Source organism: Corynebacterium matruchotii, assembly GCF_011612265.2.
Classification (GTDB): Bacteria; Actinomycetota; Actinomycetes; order Mycobacteriales; family Mycobacteriaceae; genus Corynebacterium; species Corynebacterium matruchotii.
Window position 1 is genome coordinate 2,806,244 of the sequence record NZ_CP050134.2, and the last position, 17,136, is coordinate 2,823,379.

13 protein-coding genes and 3 rRNA genes are annotated in these 17,136 nt (G+C 55.9%); 11 read left to right on the forward strand and 5 right to left on the reverse strand.

The window, feature by feature from the left end:
- Nucleotides 1–338: 338 nt before the first annotated feature.
- The 4 genes from HBA49_RS12500 to HBA49_RS12515 all read left to right on the forward strand — a co-directional run bounded on the left by HBA49_RS12500 (nucleotide 339) and on the right by HBA49_RS12515 (nucleotide 6,420).
- Nucleotides 339–1,893: ribosomal RNA gene (locus HBA49_RS12500) — 16S ribosomal RNA — on the forward strand.
- Between the two features lie 530 nt (nucleotides 1,894–2,423).
- Nucleotides 2,424–5,520: ribosomal RNA gene (locus tag HBA49_RS12505) — 23S ribosomal RNA — on the forward strand.
- Between the two features lie 161 nt (nucleotides 5,521–5,681).
- A 5S ribosomal RNA gene (gene rrf / locus HBA49_RS12510) occupies nucleotides 5,682–5,798 on the forward strand.
- The 16S, 23S and 5S rRNA genes sit together here, the layout of an rRNA operon.
- Nucleotides 5,799–5,979: 181 nt before the next feature.
- Nucleotides 5,980–6,420: a hypothetical protein gene (locus HBA49_RS12515; RefSeq protein WP_126299049.1), complete on the forward strand. Its 441-nt coding sequence runs from the start codon at nucleotides 5,980–5,982 to the stop codon at nucleotides 6,418–6,420.
- On the opposite strand, the gene HBA49_RS12520 is transcribed toward HBA49_RS12515, so the two are convergent.
- A complete protein-coding gene (locus HBA49_RS12520; protein ID WP_005524863.1) occupies nucleotides 6,410–7,429 on the reverse strand; it encodes a pseudouridine synthase in 1,020 nt (339 codons plus the stop codon). The genes HBA49_RS12515 and HBA49_RS12520 overlap by 11 nt on opposite strands.
- A gap of 68 nt (nucleotides 7,430–7,497) precedes the next feature.
- Between HBA49_RS12520 and HBA49_RS12525 the strand changes: the two genes are divergently transcribed.
- The 3 genes from HBA49_RS12525 (at nucleotide 7,498) to HBA49_RS12535 (ending at nucleotide 9,571) form a co-directional block, all read left to right on the forward strand.
- Complete coding sequence (locus HBA49_RS12525; protein ID WP_005521980.1) at nucleotides 7,498–7,662, forward strand: hypothetical protein; 165 nt, start codon at nucleotides 7,498–7,500, stop codon at nucleotides 7,660–7,662.
- A 126-nt stretch (nucleotides 7,663–7,788) separates the two neighbouring features.
- Complete coding sequence (locus tag HBA49_RS12530) at nucleotides 7,789–8,745, forward strand: universal stress protein (protein WP_005521983.1); 957 nt, start codon at nucleotides 7,789–7,791, stop codon at nucleotides 8,743–8,745.
- Between the two features lie 565 nt (nucleotides 8,746–9,310).
- Complete coding sequence (locus HBA49_RS12535) at nucleotides 9,311–9,571, forward strand: GlsB/YeaQ/YmgE family stress response membrane protein (protein ID WP_005521989.1); 261 nt, start codon at nucleotides 9,311–9,313, stop codon at nucleotides 9,569–9,571.
- Nucleotides 9,572–9,595: 24 nt separating this feature from the next.
- On the opposite strand, the gene HBA49_RS12540 is transcribed toward HBA49_RS12535, so the two are convergent.
- Entirely contained in the window at nucleotides 9,596–9,838 is a 243-nt protein-coding gene (locus HBA49_RS12540; protein WP_005521991.1) for a helix-turn-helix domain-containing protein, read from the reverse strand.
- Between the two features lie 143 nt (nucleotides 9,839–9,981).
- Here HBA49_RS12540 and HBA49_RS12545 point away from each other — a divergent pair, with 143 nt between their 5' ends.
- The gene (locus HBA49_RS12545) at nucleotides 9,982–10,626 is read left to right on the forward strand and encodes a TetR/AcrR family transcriptional regulator (RefSeq protein WP_005525032.1); all 645 of its coding nucleotides are present in this window, start codon (nucleotides 9,982–9,984) and stop codon (nucleotides 10,624–10,626) included.
- Here the strand turns inward: HBA49_RS12545 and yidC are convergent.
- Nucleotides 10,614–11,774, reverse strand: a complete 1,161-nt coding sequence (gene yidC, locus HBA49_RS12550; protein ID WP_005525199.1) for a membrane protein insertase YidC — start codon at nucleotides 11,772–11,774, stop codon at nucleotides 10,614–10,616. The two genes, HBA49_RS12545 and yidC, sit on opposite strands and share 13 nt — an antisense overlap.
- Before the next feature lie 81 nt (nucleotides 11,775–11,855).
- Here yidC and HBA49_RS12555 point away from each other — a divergent pair, with 81 nt between their 5' ends.
- Nucleotides 11,856–12,686 (forward strand): class E sortase, encoded by an 831-nt coding sequence (locus HBA49_RS12555; RefSeq protein ID WP_040431590.1) that lies wholly within the window; start codon nucleotides 11,856–11,858, stop codon nucleotides 12,684–12,686.
- Nucleotides 12,687–13,459: 773 nt separating this feature from the next.
- Here HBA49_RS12555 and HBA49_RS12560 read toward each other — a convergent pair.
- Both HBA49_RS12560 and HBA49_RS12565 read right to left on the reverse strand, forming a co-directional pair.
- Nucleotides 13,460–14,455 carry a PDDEXK family nuclease gene (locus tag HBA49_RS12560; protein WP_005525163.1) on the reverse strand — a complete coding sequence of 332 codons (996 nt, stop codon included), beginning with the start codon at nucleotides 14,453–14,455 and terminating at the stop codon, nucleotides 13,460–13,462.
- Between the two features lie 83 nt (nucleotides 14,456–14,538).
- Nucleotides 14,539–15,102, reverse strand: a complete 564-nt coding sequence (locus HBA49_RS12565) for a DUF2020 domain-containing protein (RefSeq protein ID WP_040431760.1) — start codon at nucleotides 15,100–15,102, stop codon at nucleotides 14,539–14,541.
- Nucleotides 15,103–15,158: 56 nt separating this feature from the next.
- On the opposite strand from HBA49_RS12565, the gene HBA49_RS12570 reads away from it, so the two are divergent.
- On the forward strand, nucleotides 15,159–16,397 hold the full coding sequence (locus HBA49_RS12570) for a sensor histidine kinase (protein ID WP_005522016.1): 1,239 nt from the start codon (nucleotides 15,159–15,161) through the stop codon (nucleotides 16,395–16,397).
- A gap of 53 nt (nucleotides 16,398–16,450) precedes the next feature.
- Complete coding sequence (locus HBA49_RS12575; protein WP_005524934.1) at nucleotides 16,451–17,089, forward strand: LuxR C-terminal-related transcriptional regulator; 639 nt, start codon at nucleotides 16,451–16,453, stop codon at nucleotides 17,087–17,089.
- Nucleotides 17,090–17,136 lie beyond the last annotated feature (47 nt).

Genomic DNA, 17,136 nt, shown 5'->3' on the forward strand with positions numbered 1-17,136 from the left:
GAGCTCAAGTACCTGTGTTAGTTACATCAAGAGCGTAAGCTAGCAAACTTTGTATAGTTTTTCCCGGTTTTTGTTGTTGTGACGTGGTGGTTTGTGGTTTTGTGGTGGGGTTTGTATATTTGTGTGGTCGCTGTTTGCGGCCCTTACCTGGTTTTGGGTGGGGTTGTGGGTGGTGGTGTTGTTTGAGAACTCGATAGTGTGTCATTTGATGAAACGAATTATTGTTTGAACATGAACGCGAACGTGGGCACCAAATAGTTATTGATAGTTGTTGGTGTTTGTTGTTTGTTGTTGTTTTGTTGGTTTCTTTGTTTTTTGCCTGTAATTTTTTGTTTGTTTTTTTGGAGAGTTTGATCCTGGCTCAGGACGAACGCTGGCGGCGTGCTTAACACATGCAAGTCGAACGGAAAGGCCCGCATCATTTTTTTGGTGGGGGTGCTCGAGTGGCGAACGGGTGAGTAACACGTGGGTGATCTGCCCTGTACTTCGGGATAAGCTTGGGAAACTGGGTCTAATACCGGATAGGACCATGGTTTAGTGTCTCATGGTGGAAAGATTATTGTTTTGGTGCAGGATGAGCTCGCGGCCTATCAGCTTGTTGGTGGGGTAATGGCCTACCAAGGCGTCGACGGGTAGCCGGCCTGAGAGGGTGGACGGCCACATTGGGACTGAGATACGGCCCAGACTCCTACGGGAGGCAGCAGTGGGGAATATTGCACAATGGGCGCAAGCCTGATGCAGCGACGCCGCGTGGGGGATGACGGCCTTCGGGTTGTAAACTCCTTTCGTTAGGGACGAAGCCGCACCTGTTTTGGGTGTGGTGACGGTACCTTTGTTAAGAAGCACCGGCTAACTACGTGCCAGCAGCCGCGGTAATACGTAGGGTGCGAGCGTTGTCCGGAATTACTGGGCGTAAAGAGCTCGTAGGTGGTTTGTTGCGTCGTCTGTGAAATTCCGGGGCTTAACTTCGGGGTGGCAGGCGATACGGGCATAACTAGAGTGCTGTAGGGGAGACTGGAATTCCTGGTGTAGCGGTGGAATGCGCAGATATCAGGAGGAACACCGATGGCGAAGGCAGGTCTCTGGGCAGTAACTGACGCTGAGGAGCGAAAGCATGGGGAGCGAACAGGATTAGATACCCTGGTAGTCCATGCTGTAAACGGTGGGCGTTAGGTGTGGGGACCGGTTTGGTTTCTGTGCCGTAGCTAACGCATTAAGCGCCCCGCCTGGGGAGTACGGCCGCAAGGCTAAAACTCAAAGGAATTGACGGGGGCCCGCACAAGCGGCGGAGCATGTGGATTAATTCGATGCAACGCGAAGAACCTTACCTGGGTTTGACATGCACCAGACGGTTGTAGAGATACGTACCTCCCTTTGTGGTTGGTGTGCAGGTGGTGCATGGTTGTCGTCAGCTCGTGTCGTGAGATGTTGGGTTAAGTCCCGCAACGAGCGCAACCCTTGTCTTATGTTGCCAGCACTTTGGGTGGGGACTCATGAGAGACTGCCGGGGTTAACTCGGAGGAAGGTGGGGATGACGTCAAATCATCATGCCCTTTATGCCCAGGGCTTCACACATGCTACAATGGTTAGTACAACGCGCTGCGAACCTGTGAGGGTGAGCGAATCGCTGAAAGCTAATCTCAGTTCGGATTGGGGTCTGCAACTCGACCCCATGAAGTCGGAGTCGCTAGTAATCGCAGATCAGCAATGCTGCGGTGAATACGTTCCCGGGCCTTGTACACACCGCCCGTCACGTCATGAAAGTTGGTAACACCCGAAGCCCATGGCCTAACCACCATTTGGTGGGGGGAGTGGTCGAAGGTGGGATTGGCGATTGGGACGAAGTCGTAACAAGGTAGCCGTACCGGAAGGTGCGGCTGGATCACCTCCTTTCTAAGGAGAATAGAGTATTTGTTTTGTCGCCTGGGTGCTGGTTAGTACCTGGTGGTGACAAGTTTTTGTCATTGTTTGGTGTCTGGTTTGGGCGCCTGGTGGTGGCAAGTTTTTGTTTTCAGGTGAAGACAGGTATCGCACGCATTTCATGTGTGTGGTTTTGGGAGTTGATGAAACAAGAATTTTTTGCGGTCTTTCAGCCCTTGTTGGTTGTAAAGGGTTTTGCAGAGTAACAAGTGTGTTTGTGTTCGGGTTTGTTTTGTTTTGTGGCATGCTGTTGGGTGTCTAGAGCAGCACGAGTGTTGTTCTATGGATCACCCCTGGTGAGCAAGGCCTTTTTGCTGGTTGCGGCCCGTGTGTTTGGGTTGTGTCTGGTTGGGTGTTGTGTGTGGGGTGGTGTGTTGTGTGAGAACTGTATAGTGGACGCGAATGCGATAAAAAAAGCAACAATGAATGGTTGTTGTTTGTTTTTTCTTTTTTGTGGTTTTGTTCTTGGTATTTTTTGTTGTCTGTGCGTGAAAAATGTGTGTGTTTTTTGTTTTTTAGGCGCATGGTGGATGCCTGGGTATGCTAAGCCGATGAAGGACGTGATAGGCTGCGTTAAGCCTCGGGGAGTTGCCTGATGAGCGTTGATCCGAGGGTGTCCGAATGGGGAAACCCGGCCATGGTTATGTGTGGTCACCCGCCAGTGAATGAAATAGTTGGTTGGGGGGTTACGCGGGGAAGTGAAACATCTTAGTACCCGTAGGAGGAGAAAACAAGAGTGATTCTGCTAGTAGTGGCGAGCGAACGTGGATAAGGCTAAACCGTGTGCGTGTGATACCGGGTAGGGGTTACGCATGCGGGGTTAGAGGAGCACGGCGTATCAGTTCTACCTCGGCTGGTGCTGTTGTTGGTGTGTGTTAGTGGAAGTGGTGTGGAATCGCCTGCCAGAGACGGTGAGAGTCCGGTACACGAAAACACTCGCTTGCGGGGTTGTTGTGTTTCCTGAGTAGCGGCGGGCTCGTGGAATCTGTCGTGAATTTGCCGGGACCACCCGGTAAGCCTAAATACTTAGCATGACCGATAGTGGAGTAAGTACCGTGAGGGAATGGTGAAAAGTACCCCGGGAGGGGAGTGAAAGAGTACCTGAAACCATGTGCTGATAATCCGTCATAGCCCCCCCTTTTTTTTGGGTGGGGTGGTGGCGTGCCTTTTGAAGAATGAGCCTGCGAGTCAGTGGCATGTTGCGTGGTTAACCATGAGTGTGGGGAGCCGTAGCGAAAGCGAATCCTAATTAGGGTGTGTGTGGCATGTTCTGGACCCGAAGCGGGGTGATCTACCCATGGCCAGTGTGAAGCAGAGGTAAGACTTTGTGGAGGCGCGAACCCACTTAGGTTGAAAACTGAGGGGATGAGTTGTGGGTAGGGGTGAAAGGCCAATCAAACTCCGTGATAGCTGGTTCTCCCCGAAATGCATTTAGGTGCAGCGTCGCATAGTGTGCTTGTTGGAGGTAGAGCTACTGGTTGGTTGAGCGGGACGATAATCTTAGCAACATCAGCTAAACTCCGAATGCCAGCAATGTGGGTGCGGCAGTGAGACTGCGGGGGATAAGCTCCGTTGGTCGAGAGGGAAACAGCCCAGATCGTCGGTTAAGGCCCCTAAGGGTGTGCTCAGTGGGAAAGGATGTGGGATCGCGAAGACAGCCAGGAGGTTGGCTTAGAAGCAGCCATCCTTGAAAGAGTGCGTAATAGCTCACTGGTCGAGTGGTTCTGCGCCGATAATGTAGCGGGGCTTAAGTACACCGCCGAAACCGCGGCAACACACGTAAAGGTGTGTTGGGTAGGGGAGCGTCGTGCATGTGTTGAAGCTATTTGGTGACAGGTGGTGGAGTGTGTGCGAGTGAGAATGCAGGCATGAGTAACGATTGATGTGTGAGAAACATATCCGCCGGATGACTAAGGGTTCCTGGGTGAAGTTTGTCTTCCCAGGGTGAGTCGGGGCCTAAGGCGAGGCCGACAGGCGTAGTCGATGGATGACGGGTTGATATTCCCGTACCCGTGTGCGTGCGACAAGTGATGAATCTTATGGTACTAACCGCCCGCTTGTTTCCGCTGATCTTTTTGGTTGGTGGTTTCAGGTGCGTGGGATCTTCGTGGGTAGTAGTCAAGTGATGGGGTGACGCAGAGTGGTAGCTAGGCTTCCTTATTGGATTGGAGTGCAAGCGTGTGGCCTGTGGGGTTGGGAAATCCGCCCCGCATATGAGGTGAGGCGTGATGCGGACACCATGTTGTGGTGGTAGTTAGTGTGCCTGTGCTGTCTAGAAAAGCCTCTAGCGAGTGCGTGCATGGCCCGTACCGGAAACCGACACAGGTGGTCAGGTAGAGAATACTAAGGCGTTCGGGTGAACTGTGGTTAAGGAACTCGGCAAAATGCCCCCGTAACTTCGGGAGAAGGGGGACCATTACTGGTTGCTGACAGCGAATTGGCTGGTGGTGGTCGCAGAGGAGAGAGGGAAGCGACTGTTTATTAAAAACACAGGTCCGTGCGAAAACGTGGAAGTTGAGGTATACGGACTGACGCCTGCCCGGTGCTGGAAGGTTAAGAGGACCCGTGAGCACGCCTTATGTGTGTGCGAGGCGGAGAATTGAAGCCCCAGTAAACGGCGGTGGTAACTATAACCATCCTAAGGTAGCGAAATTCCTTGTCGGGTAAGTTCCGACCTGCACGAATGGCGTAACGACTTCCCTGCTGTCTCAACCACAGGCCCGGTGAAATTGCAGTACGAGTAAAGATGCTCGTTTCGCGCGGCAGGACGAAAAGACCCCGGGACCTTTACTATAGCTTGGTATTGGTGTTTGGTCATGCTTGTGTAGGATAGGTGGGAGACTGTGAAGCCGCAACGCTAGTTGTGGTGGAGTCGCAGGTGAAATACCACTCTGGTGTGATTGGGTACCTGAACCTTGGCCCGTGATCCGGGTTGGGGACAGTGCCTGGTGGGTAGTTTAACTGGGGCGGTTGCCTCCTAAATGGTAACGGAGGCGCCCAAAGGTTTCCTCAGTCTGGTTGGCAATCAGATGGTGAGTGTAAGTGTATAAGGGAGCTTGACTGTGACACTGACGGGTGGAGCAGGTGCGAAAGCAGGGACTAGTGATCCGGCACCTACGTGTGGTTGTGGTGTCGCTCAACGGATAAAAGGTACCCCGGGGATAACAGGCTGATCTTCCCCAAGAGTTCATATCGACGGGATGGTTTGGCACCTCGATGTCGGCTCGTCGCATCCTGGGGCTGGAGTAGGTCCCAAGGGTTGGGCTGTTCGCCCATTAAAGCGGCACGCGAGCTGGGTTTAGAACGTCGTGAGACAGTTCGGTCTCTATCCGCCGCGCGCGTTGAAACTTGAAGAAGGCTGTCCCTAGTACGAGAGGACCGGGATGGACGTACCTCTGGTATGCCAGTTGTCACGCCAGTGGCATGGCTGGTTAGCTACGTGCGGGAGGGATAACCGCTGAAAGCATCTAAGCGGGAAGCCTGTTTTGAGATGAGGTTTCTGTTGAGGTTCCCTGTAGATGATGGGGTTGATAGGCCAGGGCTGTGAGCATGGTGACGTGTTGGAGGTGACTGGTACTAATACACCGACACAAAAAACACCTAGTGTGTGTGGGCAACAAAGAAATGTGTTGCCGGGAGCATGTGTTTGCCGCAAAAAGAAGAATGATTATTGTGTTTGTGTTTGTTGTACAGTGTTTGACGCAACACGCTGCCCGTACCCTGTTGGGGTGTGGGGGTGGTTTGTTTCAAATTGGGTTTGTGTTGGTGGTTTTAGCGTCGAGGGTACGCCCGGTCCCGTTCCGATCCCGGTAGCTAAGCTTGACTGCGCTGATGGTACTGCAATCGTGGGGTTGTGGGAGAGTAAGACACCGCCAACACACCAAAAACTTAATATCTACATCATGGTGTGTGGGGTGTGTGGGGGCTTGTCCGGGTAAAACCGGCAGGCCACCACACACCCCACTTTCGCACACCCTAAACGTCGAAAAGCGGCAGGATTTATGAGAAAGTTATCCGGCAAATCACATGAGCAACAACAAATCCTCTAAACTCATCTTCATGAAACGAGCTCAAATAGCTGCTGGTCTTACAGCAATACTGGTACTTTCTGGTTGTGGTTCCTCATCAGCCATGAATGAACTAAACCTGTCGTACGAGGGCGCTAAACTGCAATTCATGGGGGATGCAGTGCAATGTGCAAAAGACGCACAAGGCGGACTATCGGCAGTGGTGGATCAATCATCCACGAATCAGGCAGACCCCTCGGTTGTGAACCTCACGCTCATCGACCAGGGCGGCAAACCCATGGTCAATATCTACGCCAACTCCAATAAAACCATTGTGGCCTCCGCAGCCATGGAAACCACCAAGGACGGCGAAACCTACAACTACAAAGGCAAAGCCCTACTCACCGGAAACAACGAAAACAAAGAGGTTGATGTTGAAGGCTCATTCCGCTGTGTCACATTCGTGGAAACCAGCACAACGCCTAGTAAATAGATAACGAGCGGAATTCCCGCTCCACCCCACTGAGGGGATCGGTGAAGCGTAACATCTTAGCCCGAAGATGCATGGGGACAGCAAAGTCCTCCTCAGCCTCTGGGAGCACCGTAGGATAAGCTGGGTCGCCCAGGATCGGCACCCCCGCCTTCCACATGTGCAGCCGCAGCTGGTGTGTGCGGCCCGTAGCCGGCTGTAACACGTACCTGGCCTGTTGTGGTAGCTCCGACCCATGTGTGGCCCGCAGCGCCCGCATACGCTCAGTTGGCACAGGCTCTACCGCAATCACCGTGGTGATCGCATTCGGTTCCCCCGGAACAAAATAGCCCTGCAGCTCGCCAGGGTTTTTTGTCATGCGATCCCGCCACACCATACCCGGTTGCGCCTTCGGATTCACCGGATCATAACGCGCAATCGCCTCGTACGTTTTTTCGGCCTCCCGCCGCGCAAACAACTGCTGATACGCCCCCCGAACCTCCCGGGTCTTCGTAAACACCAACACGCCCGACGTCAATCGATCCAACCGATGCGCCGGCGAAAGCTCCCCGTTACCCGTGAGTTTCCGCAACTGGACCGTGGCACTCTGGGTAATGTGTTTTCCCCGCGGCATGGTGGCAAGAAACGGCGGCTTATCGACGACTAACAGTCGCTCATCCTCAAAAATGGTTTCACACCGATAAGGCACCGGAACCTCAGGGGCGGGAATCCGATAAAACCACACCTCCTGATTCGCCCGCAGCGGCGTCTCTGCCGCCAATTCCCGGTCCTTCGGCCACATTCCCGCCCGCACCTCACCCCGGCGAAAACTCGCCCGCAGGGCGGCCTCCGTGTCCGCCGGATGCCGACGCCGCTGGGTGCGCTTCAACTCCCACACAAAATCAAACGCGGTCATCCCCGCAGCCGCCGGTGGCACCTGTGCCCGACTCGGATTCAGGCCATCCCGGATCGGTAGTGGCGGCTGCGGACGCCGTGAATGTGGCCTGCTTGGGTGGGGGTCGGATACGTTCATGTTTGCTAATGCTATTACGGCGAGTAAATTAAGAGAAAGCTTAAGTCCGAGACGAATGGAGAACCCCCATGGATTTTAACGCCATCATTGAACCTGCCATCAAATTCTTTTCGACCGGTATCGGTGCCATGATCGCCGAATTTGCCCGGGCCATCTACAACGCCCTGTATCCGGCCAATGCTGGTGCCGCCACCACAGAGACCTCCGCGGTCACCCCGCCTCCCGGTAAGTAGGGGCGATGCACCTTTGGGCGTCGTAAAGCAGGGGCCAAATTCACAGCGCGTAGTGGTTCTAACCAGTATCACAACTGGTAAAATAAGTGGTATATAACCGCTTCTACGTGAAGAAAGGTCCCAAATATGACTGCCGAAAACACCGTCGTAGTAGCTGTTGATGGTTCTGACGCCGCCAAAAATGCGGTACGTTGGGCAGCTAACACCGCATCAAAGCGTGGCGTTCCGCTCCGCATAGCCTCCAGCTACACCATGCCACAATTCCTCTACGCAGAAGGAATGGTGCCACCCCAAGAACTCTTCGACGAACTGCAGGCCGAAACCATGAGCATTGTCGAAGAAGCCAAAAAAATCGCTGAAGAAGTCAACCCTGACCTCAAAATCGCCTACACCATTGCCGAAGGCACCCCCATCGACATGCTGTTGGAGCTCAGCGAAACCAACAAAATGATCGTCATGGGCTCCCGTGGCCTCGGGGGGCTCTCTGGCATGGTGATGGGGTCCGTTTCCGCTGCCGTGGTATCCCACGCGCACTGCCCAGTTGTGGTGGTGCGGGAAGACAACCACCTCACCGAAGAAAACAAATACGGCCCTGTCGTGGTAGGTGTCGATGGTTCGGACGTGTCCCAGCAGGCCACCGAATTCGCCTTCGCCGAGGCCGACGCCCGGGGCGCCAAGATTGAGGCCATCCACACGTGGATAGACATGCAGGTCCAGGCCTCCCTGGCCGGCCTGGCTGCCGCGCAACAAGAATGGAAAGTGGTGGAAGAGGAGCAGACCCAACTGCTGCAAGAACGCCTCGCTCCCCTCCTGGAACAATATCCCAATGTTGATGTGGACATGGTTATCACCCGGGACCGGCCCATCCGTGCACTTGTCGACGCAGCAAAGCACGCCCAGCTGCTTGTAGTCGGCTCCCACGGGCGCGGCGGCTTCCGGGGCATGCTGCTTGGCTCCACCTCCCGAGCCCTATTGCAGCAAGCACCCTGCCCCATGGTTGTGGTTCGGCCGACCAAGCCAATCAAACAGGCCAAATCATTCAAATCGCTGAAGTCGTCTAAAACACCGAAGTCAGACAAATAGGTTGTAGCGGTTGTAGCGCGTGCTGCTGAGCCCCGGTTCACCACCGGGGTTCTTTTTTGCATTAGGTAGTGGTGCCGAAGCGGGGGATGCTCATGGATGCTCATGGATGTGGTTGTGGGGCCTGTGGGCCGCGTTGTTCTGAATCGTTCCAGTTGTAGGGCTGCAAGTTTGGTGGGCTGGGGTTTGTTTTTGTCACCTGTTGTGGGTGGGGTGACTTCCGACAAGTCCTAGCCCACCAAATCTGAAGCCTTTATGGTTGGGGTGCCGATGGCTCACGAGTAGTCGGCTCTGGCCTGATTTTGGCCAGATTCTGGTTTCTGCTACCCGTCCCCATGGCGGGGCTGCAAGTTTGGTGGGCTGGGGTTTGTCAGGCGGGTGGCAACGCGCGGCAGGCAGCAAAAACAAATGCCAGCCCACAAAATATGCTACTTATTATTACCGAGTTTATCCGGTAGAAAATGTTATCTAACTGTAGCTCTATTACGACCCAATGATGGTGGGGCTACCCCTATACTTGGAGGTGCTACTGGCAAACACGTAGACATTAAATAGTTAGGAGTAAAAAATGTTGGCATTAGGATTTGTGGGCTGGATCGTTATCGGCGGCTTGGCCGGTTGGATCGCCTCAAAGATCAAAGGAAACGATGCTGAACAAGGCATCCTCATGAACATCGTTATGGGTGTGCTCGGCGGTGTTCTTGGCGGGTATGTGTTGAAGTTCTTCGGTGTTGATGTGGCCAATAAAGGCATGATTTTTAGCTTCGTCACCTGCCTGATAGGTGCCGTGGTTGTGATCTCGATCAAACAGTATTTCCAGAAGAGGTAATATCACGCCTGGTCAGGGGAGCAATTATTGCTCCCCTTTTTCCATTTCTCCGGTCTCTAGCCAATGCTGACTGATCCCGGTCACGGCGGCGAGCGTCGCTAGTTCTTCTGGGCGTGGTTGCCGCACCCCTTGTTCGGTGCTGGCGTAGGTCGCTCGGCTGATACCTATCTGTCTCGCCATTTTGGCTTGGGTCAGCCCTAGGTGTTCTCGGGCTATCCGCATGCGTTGCTGTAGCGAGAGTGTTGGAATAATCCCCTGCTCATCCATGAGATTAAGGCTAGTAAGATGTCTGGAAAACGGCAAGGGCTGACCTGCATTTTTGGGTTGGGGTGGTTTGGTGAACGTGGAATTATGCTTAAAATAGACTAGTCTGTTCAGTGGTAGTCTAGTTTTCAAAGGAGCGAAGTGTCATGCCCCTCGCAAAGGCCGGAAGTGCCGCACCTTCGACCTCGGGGGTGAGCCGCCGGCGGAGTCGTCCCACCCCGCGGCAGCGCTTGCTTGATGGCGCCACGAAATTATTCACCACTGAGGGGATCCGGGTGATTGGCATTGACCGGATTCTGCGGGAGGCGGATGTCGCAAAGGCATCGCTGTATTCGCTCTTTGGTTCGAAAGACGCTTTGGTGATTGCCTATTTGAAGCGCATGGATGAGCAGTGGCGGCAGGCCTACCAGGAGCGGATCGCGGATCTGAAAACGCCGGATGAGAAGATTTTGGCGTTTTTCGACCAGGTGATCGAGGAAGAGCCGGCGAAGCAGTTCCGGGGGTCGCACTTCCAGAATGCGGCCACCGAGTTTCCGCGCCCCGAGACCGATGCGGAGCGGGGCATTATCCAGGCGGTCATTGACCATCGGGAGTGGAAGCTGGCCACCCTGACTGATCTGCTCACCGAGAAGAACGGCTATCCGGGGCGCAGCCAGGCCCTGCAGCTGCTGGTGCTTCTTGATGGTGGTTTGGCAGGCGGGCGCGTGTCGCAAAGCATTGAGCCCCTCCAGCTGGCGCGGGACCTTGCCGTGCAGCTTTTGGCGGCCCCGCCAGCGGATTACTCCATTTGAGACTGGTTTTTTCGCTGCCGTTTCTCAATAATCGCCCGCTCCGCGCTCTCCCTGAGGTGAGTGCTTTTCGCTTTACGACGCTCAGAGCTGATGGCCTTCCGGCGGGCTTTTTCGGCTTTCCGCTCGGCCCGATCCTGGTGAAAATAGGCATTGGCCTCATGGATTCGCCGCCTATGGTCGTCGTAAAGCCAGGGAACAACCACGATGCCCACAAGGGACAACGCACGCTTGAACCGGTGTGCCCGGCGAGTGCGGAGGCGGCCAATGCGCAGGTGGCGCTGGTCGCGTTGAAACGCCAAAATTTCGGGGCTGAGTGGGAACCGGTAATGCAAAATCAGGTAGATTGTGACGTTCTGCACCAGCGTCCATAGGTTATTGGCCACCCAATACGCGACGATTGCGGTTGGTACCGGGCCGGTCAACCCGCCGGATACCAGCAGGAACGGAGTGCACACCGTGGCCACAGCCACCATGCGCATCACCACAATTGCCGTCTGGGACTGGTGGTCGATGGTGAGATAATTGCGTATCACCGTGATCGACATATTAATGAAGGTAATCAGCGCTGTGGCCAGCAATAATGGTGCCACAAACCGCATTACCTCTTCGTAATTCGTGCCCAATCGCGCAAACTGCTGAGGGGTCATTGACACATATGCCGACACCGGGATACTGCCGAATCTCGCGTGCAGGAACGATGACACATCCGCGGAACTGAGCATCCCAATGGGGTCATGCACTTGAGAATCTAACCCATTTTTGGGGCGAGCCATCCGCAGCAAAACCTGATATAAACCTAAAAATACTGGGATTTGAATGAGTGGCGGGATGCAGCCTGCCGACACTCTATAGCCGTACGATTTCCGAATCTCCCGCTCCCGCTGGTCCCGTTCGGAGATCTTCTCATATGAGGTTTCGTTCTCGTACTCTTTATGGAGGGCGGTGATCTCCGGACGCATCATGACCGTGAGGCGGCCCGAGTGAAGAATATACCATTGAGCTGGGGCAATAAGGCCACGAACCACAATAATGAGGCCAAAAATTGAGAGCACCCATGCCAGGGAATCGTTAATGCCTAAAACCGAGTGCAACAAAATGTGCCACAGTTTCATGATTCCCGAAACGGGGTACATGAAGATGCCTAGCATTGGTTCTTCGCTCACTCCTGACTTAAAATTTCTTCGGTAACGGCTTACAACTACACAATGGTACTTAAAAGGAAGAGGTTCATGGGTCGTCATTTACCATCGACGGCTCCGGCTGCGAGGCCGGAAGGTCGGGAGTCGAAAAGCAGGCTAAGTGTATCACTGGTGCTGGGAGAACTCATGCTGACCATGGGGGTAATCGTGCTGCTTTTCGCGTTTTATGAGGCATATTGGACCAACATTGAGTCGGCCAAAATCCAGACGCAGGTGAGCCATGACCTCGATCAGAAATGGCAGAAACGAGTGAACCCGCGGCGGAAAATCCAGCCTGAACTTGGTACCGCATTCGCTCGAATGTATATTCCCTCATTCGGGTCTGATTTCAACTTTGCCATCGTCCACGGTACCGACGATACTGCGCTGCTTGCGGGTCCGGGGCATTATGTGGATTCCCAGCTTCCCGGTGAGAAAGGTAATTTCGCGGTTGCCGGACACCGGGTGGGCAAGGGCGCGCCGTTCAATGATTTGGACAAGCTTCAGGCCTGCAACGCCATCGTGGTGGAGACCCAGAGTGCCTGGTACACCTATCGGGTGCTCCCCATTGACGTTACTGGCGAACAGCGGCTTTCCGAGGCGCAGCAATGCCTCACACCAGAGCAGGTGGCGCGCGTGGCCGGCGGCGATTATGCCGATGTGCAGGGCCGATACATCACCACTCCCACCAATGTAGCGACCATTGGCGCGCATCCCGGCATCAACGATCACACGCCCGCCGACACCATGGAGCCGGTGCTGACGCTGACTACCTGCCACCCGCAGTTCTCCAACGCCGAGCGCATGATTGTGCACGCCATGTTGGTGGAATCGCATCCCAAGGAAGAAAACTACCGACCGCCGGCGCTGACAAGCAGCTAGGCTCACAGTGAGGATTTTGCAAATGTATGGATTATTATGGCGTTCCCTGCCTGGGCCCTGGTGGGTAAAACTGGTGATAGTGCTTGTTCTATTGGTGGCTGTGTTCCTTGTGCTAATGGAATACGTGTTCCCCTGGGTTTCCACCCTCATGCCCTACAACGACGTGTCCGTGTAGGCATTGGGCCCTGGCTATGCCCTGGCGCCGGTCCCTGCTGTGCCCTGTTGCCCCGCCTGGCTTCGCCTCGCCCTGAGCTGCCCTGAGCTGAATCGTTTCAGTCGTTGGGCTGCAAGTTTGGTGGGCTGGGGTTTGTTTTTGTTGCCTGCGATGCATGGGGTGGGTGCTGGCAAGTCCTAGCCCACCAAATGTGAAGCTGGATGCTTCCCGCTTGTCGACGAACTAAAGTGAGCCCTCTCCGACCAGCCGAAGGCCGCCCCGCGGCCCACTTCGGGGCTGCACTGTAGCTATGTGGGCCTTATGGCCGCTGGTACTGATGCCCTGTGGCGCTTTGCGCCGCCCTGTGGTGGGGGCTTCAGGTTTGGTGGGCTGGGGTTTGGGCGGCGCCCTAGGGGATGAGTACCCCGTGGGAGGCTAATGCCAGCCCACCAAATGTGAAGCCGGGTGGAAAGGGGGCATTGGCGCGGTGGGTGGGCGTTGGTGGGGCGTAGCAGGGATTAGTGGGCCTCGGCAGGAGGTGGTGAAGGCATAAAAATAAGACCGTTAGGCCTGGAAAATCGAGAAAAGGGCAGACTGCCCCCTCAGAGGGGGCCAAAATTTAGCAACGGTACCTGGAGGTGGACCACCAGGGGCGACTCTTCAGGTTTTGGGGTACATGCTCAGTTAAGGGTCGGGTGTGGTGGATGAGGCTAGTGAGGTGGGTTATTGTGGGGATGAGATGGTGGGTGAGCTCGTCGGGATGCAGGCGGAGGACGTGGTAGCCGAGGTTTTCCAGGTAGTGTTCACGCCGGTTTTGGTTGAGGAGGGTCGTTTTCACCTGAGTGTCGGTGCCTTGTTCTTTGAATCGACCATCGATTTCCACTATGAGCCAATCGTCGATAAGCAAATCAACGCGGTAATAGTTGTCGGATTCCTGGAAGAAAAACACCACCTGGGCGTCCACGGATATATGCGGCAGCTGGGTAATAATCAGGTAGCGGGCGTAGGACTCATACACCGAATCAATGCCATAAAGCGCCCAGTTGAGGACCCGTTGGGCGCGAACCATGCCCCACTGGCTGCGATGGCGGGCAACGTAAGCCTGGAAATAATGCAGGTCATAGGCGCGGAGGGCGGATTCCAGGAACGCCAGGCCCTCGGCCTCCCCATGCATGGTGCAAATATCGGTGAACGTTCGGGCCGGGGTGGTCACCCGATAGCCGTGGACGATCATGATGTCTTCGGGCAGGAGGTCGGCGCTCCGGTAGTGAACAATGCTGGGCCACTGGCTACGTGAGGGAGGCTGGGCCTTCCCCGGAAGCGTGACATCGACGGTGGTGATGTGGTGCAGGTTCAGCACCCCAATGCCCAGCAGGCTGGCGGCGGCAAAACCACTGATGACGCCGGTTCTTCTGGTAGCGCCTACCGCCCGGGCGTGGGTGTCGAGCCGCTTATGGCTGGGAAGATTGTGGTAGCTCTGTTTGGTCATCCACCAGCCGCCGGCAAGTTGGATATTGGCGGCCTGGAACTTGGCAGTTTCGGAGGTGGTGCGGCGGGGCCGATAAGTATAAGTGGTGTAGGTGGTGCGGGGAACACGGGTCTGTGGGGGTGGCATGATTGCTATCTTCGCAGGTGAAAAGCTATTTTAATTCCACCAATACTCCCGGGGTGGCCAGAATGCAATATGATTTATGTCTCTTATAGGTTGAGGTTTTTTATGGTCTCCTTGGCAATTAACTCTGCTTTGAGGGATTGCTCCTGGTTGCTAAACACCACCACGGCCACCGGTCCCTTCTGCACTGCATAAACCGCACCCTGCGGGTTGCCGCTGCGGCCACCCGACCAGCCGTTCTCATCAACCGGCTCGGTGGTGGTGATGGGGGCAGCCCAATCGACCACATTGATGGCGGCCTGCTCGGTGGGCATGTGGCGCACAATCACGGTGGCCTGGGGCTCGTCAGGGAAGGACCAAAACACGCAGGCCGGGGTGTTGAACCGGGCGTCGATACCCTGGCCGATCATGCGCTGCCCATTGGTGTTCGCCACCCATTGGGTATCCAGGTAGGGGCAGGGAACCATTTCGGACTTACCGGCAGGTATCACCGGGAGGGCATCAACCGGGAGATTGCTATCCAACACCGGGGCCGTAGGGGCCGCGGAAGCCGAGGCGGCCACAGTACCCTTACCAGTATCACCTGAGCTGCTACAACCGGTGAGTCCGGTAAGACCAACAAAACAGGTGAGGCAGGCGAGGAGAACCATGCCGGAACGTGCAGTGCGATTCATGGTCTATAGCCTAGAGTGAGTATAGTTCGGGTATGAAATCGAACCAGCTAGAAGCATCGAAAAGCAATATTGCTGCGGGAGATGTGTCAACCTACGATTCACAGCCGGGGGCCGCCAACTACCGGCGCGCCATGAACATATTAACCGTGGCGCTCCTCATTGGGGCGCTGGGGGCGGCGGTGCGCACCCAGGATGTGCAGGCCGCCATTGTGGCGGTCATCCTCTGTATTCTCTTCGCCTTCTTCTACACCATGGCGGTGACCCGCATCCGGGACAGGCTCATGCTGAAAATCATGTGGCTGGCCGGGCTGACCGCAGTCTGGGTGATTATGCTGCCCATCATTCCCGTCAGCGTGTACTGCGTTTTCCCGCTCTTCTTCCTCTACTTGCGGGTCCTCCCGGACTATCGGGGCATGATCGCCGTCGTCGGGGCGACCTGCGTGGCAATCCTCAACTTTAGAGCCCACCTCACCTATGGGGCGGTGATGGGCCCAACCGCATCGGCCCTGGTAGTAATTGGTATCCACCTGGCATTCCAAGCCCTGTGGAAGGGGGCCAGGGAGCGGGAAGAACTCATTGATGAACTGATCGAAACCCGATCCCAATTGGCGGCAACCGAACGGGCCGCCGGCATTGTTGCCGAACGCCAGCGGATCGCCCACGAAATCCATGACACCCTGGCCCAGGGCCTGTCCTCCATCCAAATGCTGCTGCGGGTGGGGGAGCAGGAGATAGAGCAGTCCGCCCTCGCCGAGGCGGAGAAAACCAAGGTGCTCAAATACATGGAGTTGGCGCGGAACACCGCGGCAGATAATCTCTCCGAGGCCCGCGCCATGATTGCGGCGCTGCAGCCGGCGGCGCTCAGTAAAACCTCCCTGGAGGGGGCGCTGCACCGGGTGGCGGAAAGCTTCGTGGGGGTGGATTGGAGCATTCAGGTGGATGGCGATGAACGCCAGTTGCCCATGAAGACTGAGGCCGCCTTGTTGCGGATTGGGCAGGGGGCGATGGGAAACGTCGCAAAGCATGCGAATGCTACCCGGTGTGCCGTCACGCTCACCTATTCCGCCGACGAAATCCGCCTGGACGTGGTGGATGACGGCGACGGTTTTGTGCCACAGGATGTTGCAGATCGCCCGGCTGGCCTGGGGCATATCGGAATTAACGCTATGCGGCAGCGAGCGGCGGAATTAGGTGGCACACTGGAGGTAGAGTCGCAACCAGGTGAGGGTACTGCGGTGACGGTGGCATTGCCGGTTGAGAGTACCGAGTAAGCATGAGCTATGTTAGTTTGGCTTTTGATGTATCCAATAGTAAGGACCCTGTTATGATTCGCGTTTTGCTTGCCGACGACCATGAGATCGTGCGTCTGGGACTACGGGCAGTACTAGAAAGCGCCGACGACATTGAAGTGATCGGTGAGGTCGCCACCGCGGAAGCGGCTATCGCCGCCGCCCAGGCCGGTGGCATAGACGTCATCCTCATGGACCTGCGATTTGGCCCCGGGGTTGAAGGCACCCGGCTTGCCACCGGCGCCGACGCCACCGCGGAAATCAAACGAACCATGGAAAAACCGCCGCATGTGTTGGTCGTCACCAACTATGACACCGACGCCGATATTCTGGGTGCCATCGAGGCCGGGGCACTCGGCTATCTACTCAAGGACGCCCCACCGGAGGAGCTCTTAGCAGCAGTACGTTCCGCCGCCGAGGGAGATTCCACCCTGTCGCCCACGGTGGCGAACCGGCTCATGACTCGGGTGCGTACTCCCCGGACCTCGCTCACTCCCCGGGAGCTGGAGGTTTTAAAGCTGGTGGCGTCGGGGTCATCGAACCGGGAGATTGGGCGGGCCTTATTGTTGTCGGAGGCCACGGTGAAAAGCCACCTGGTGCACATTTACGACAAGCTGGGGGTGCGGTCGCGGACGTCGGCGGTGGCGGCAGCCCGGAAACAGGGCGTACTGTAGGCATACCGACGCCGAGGCACCGAGGCGCCAGGACATCAGGGCACCAG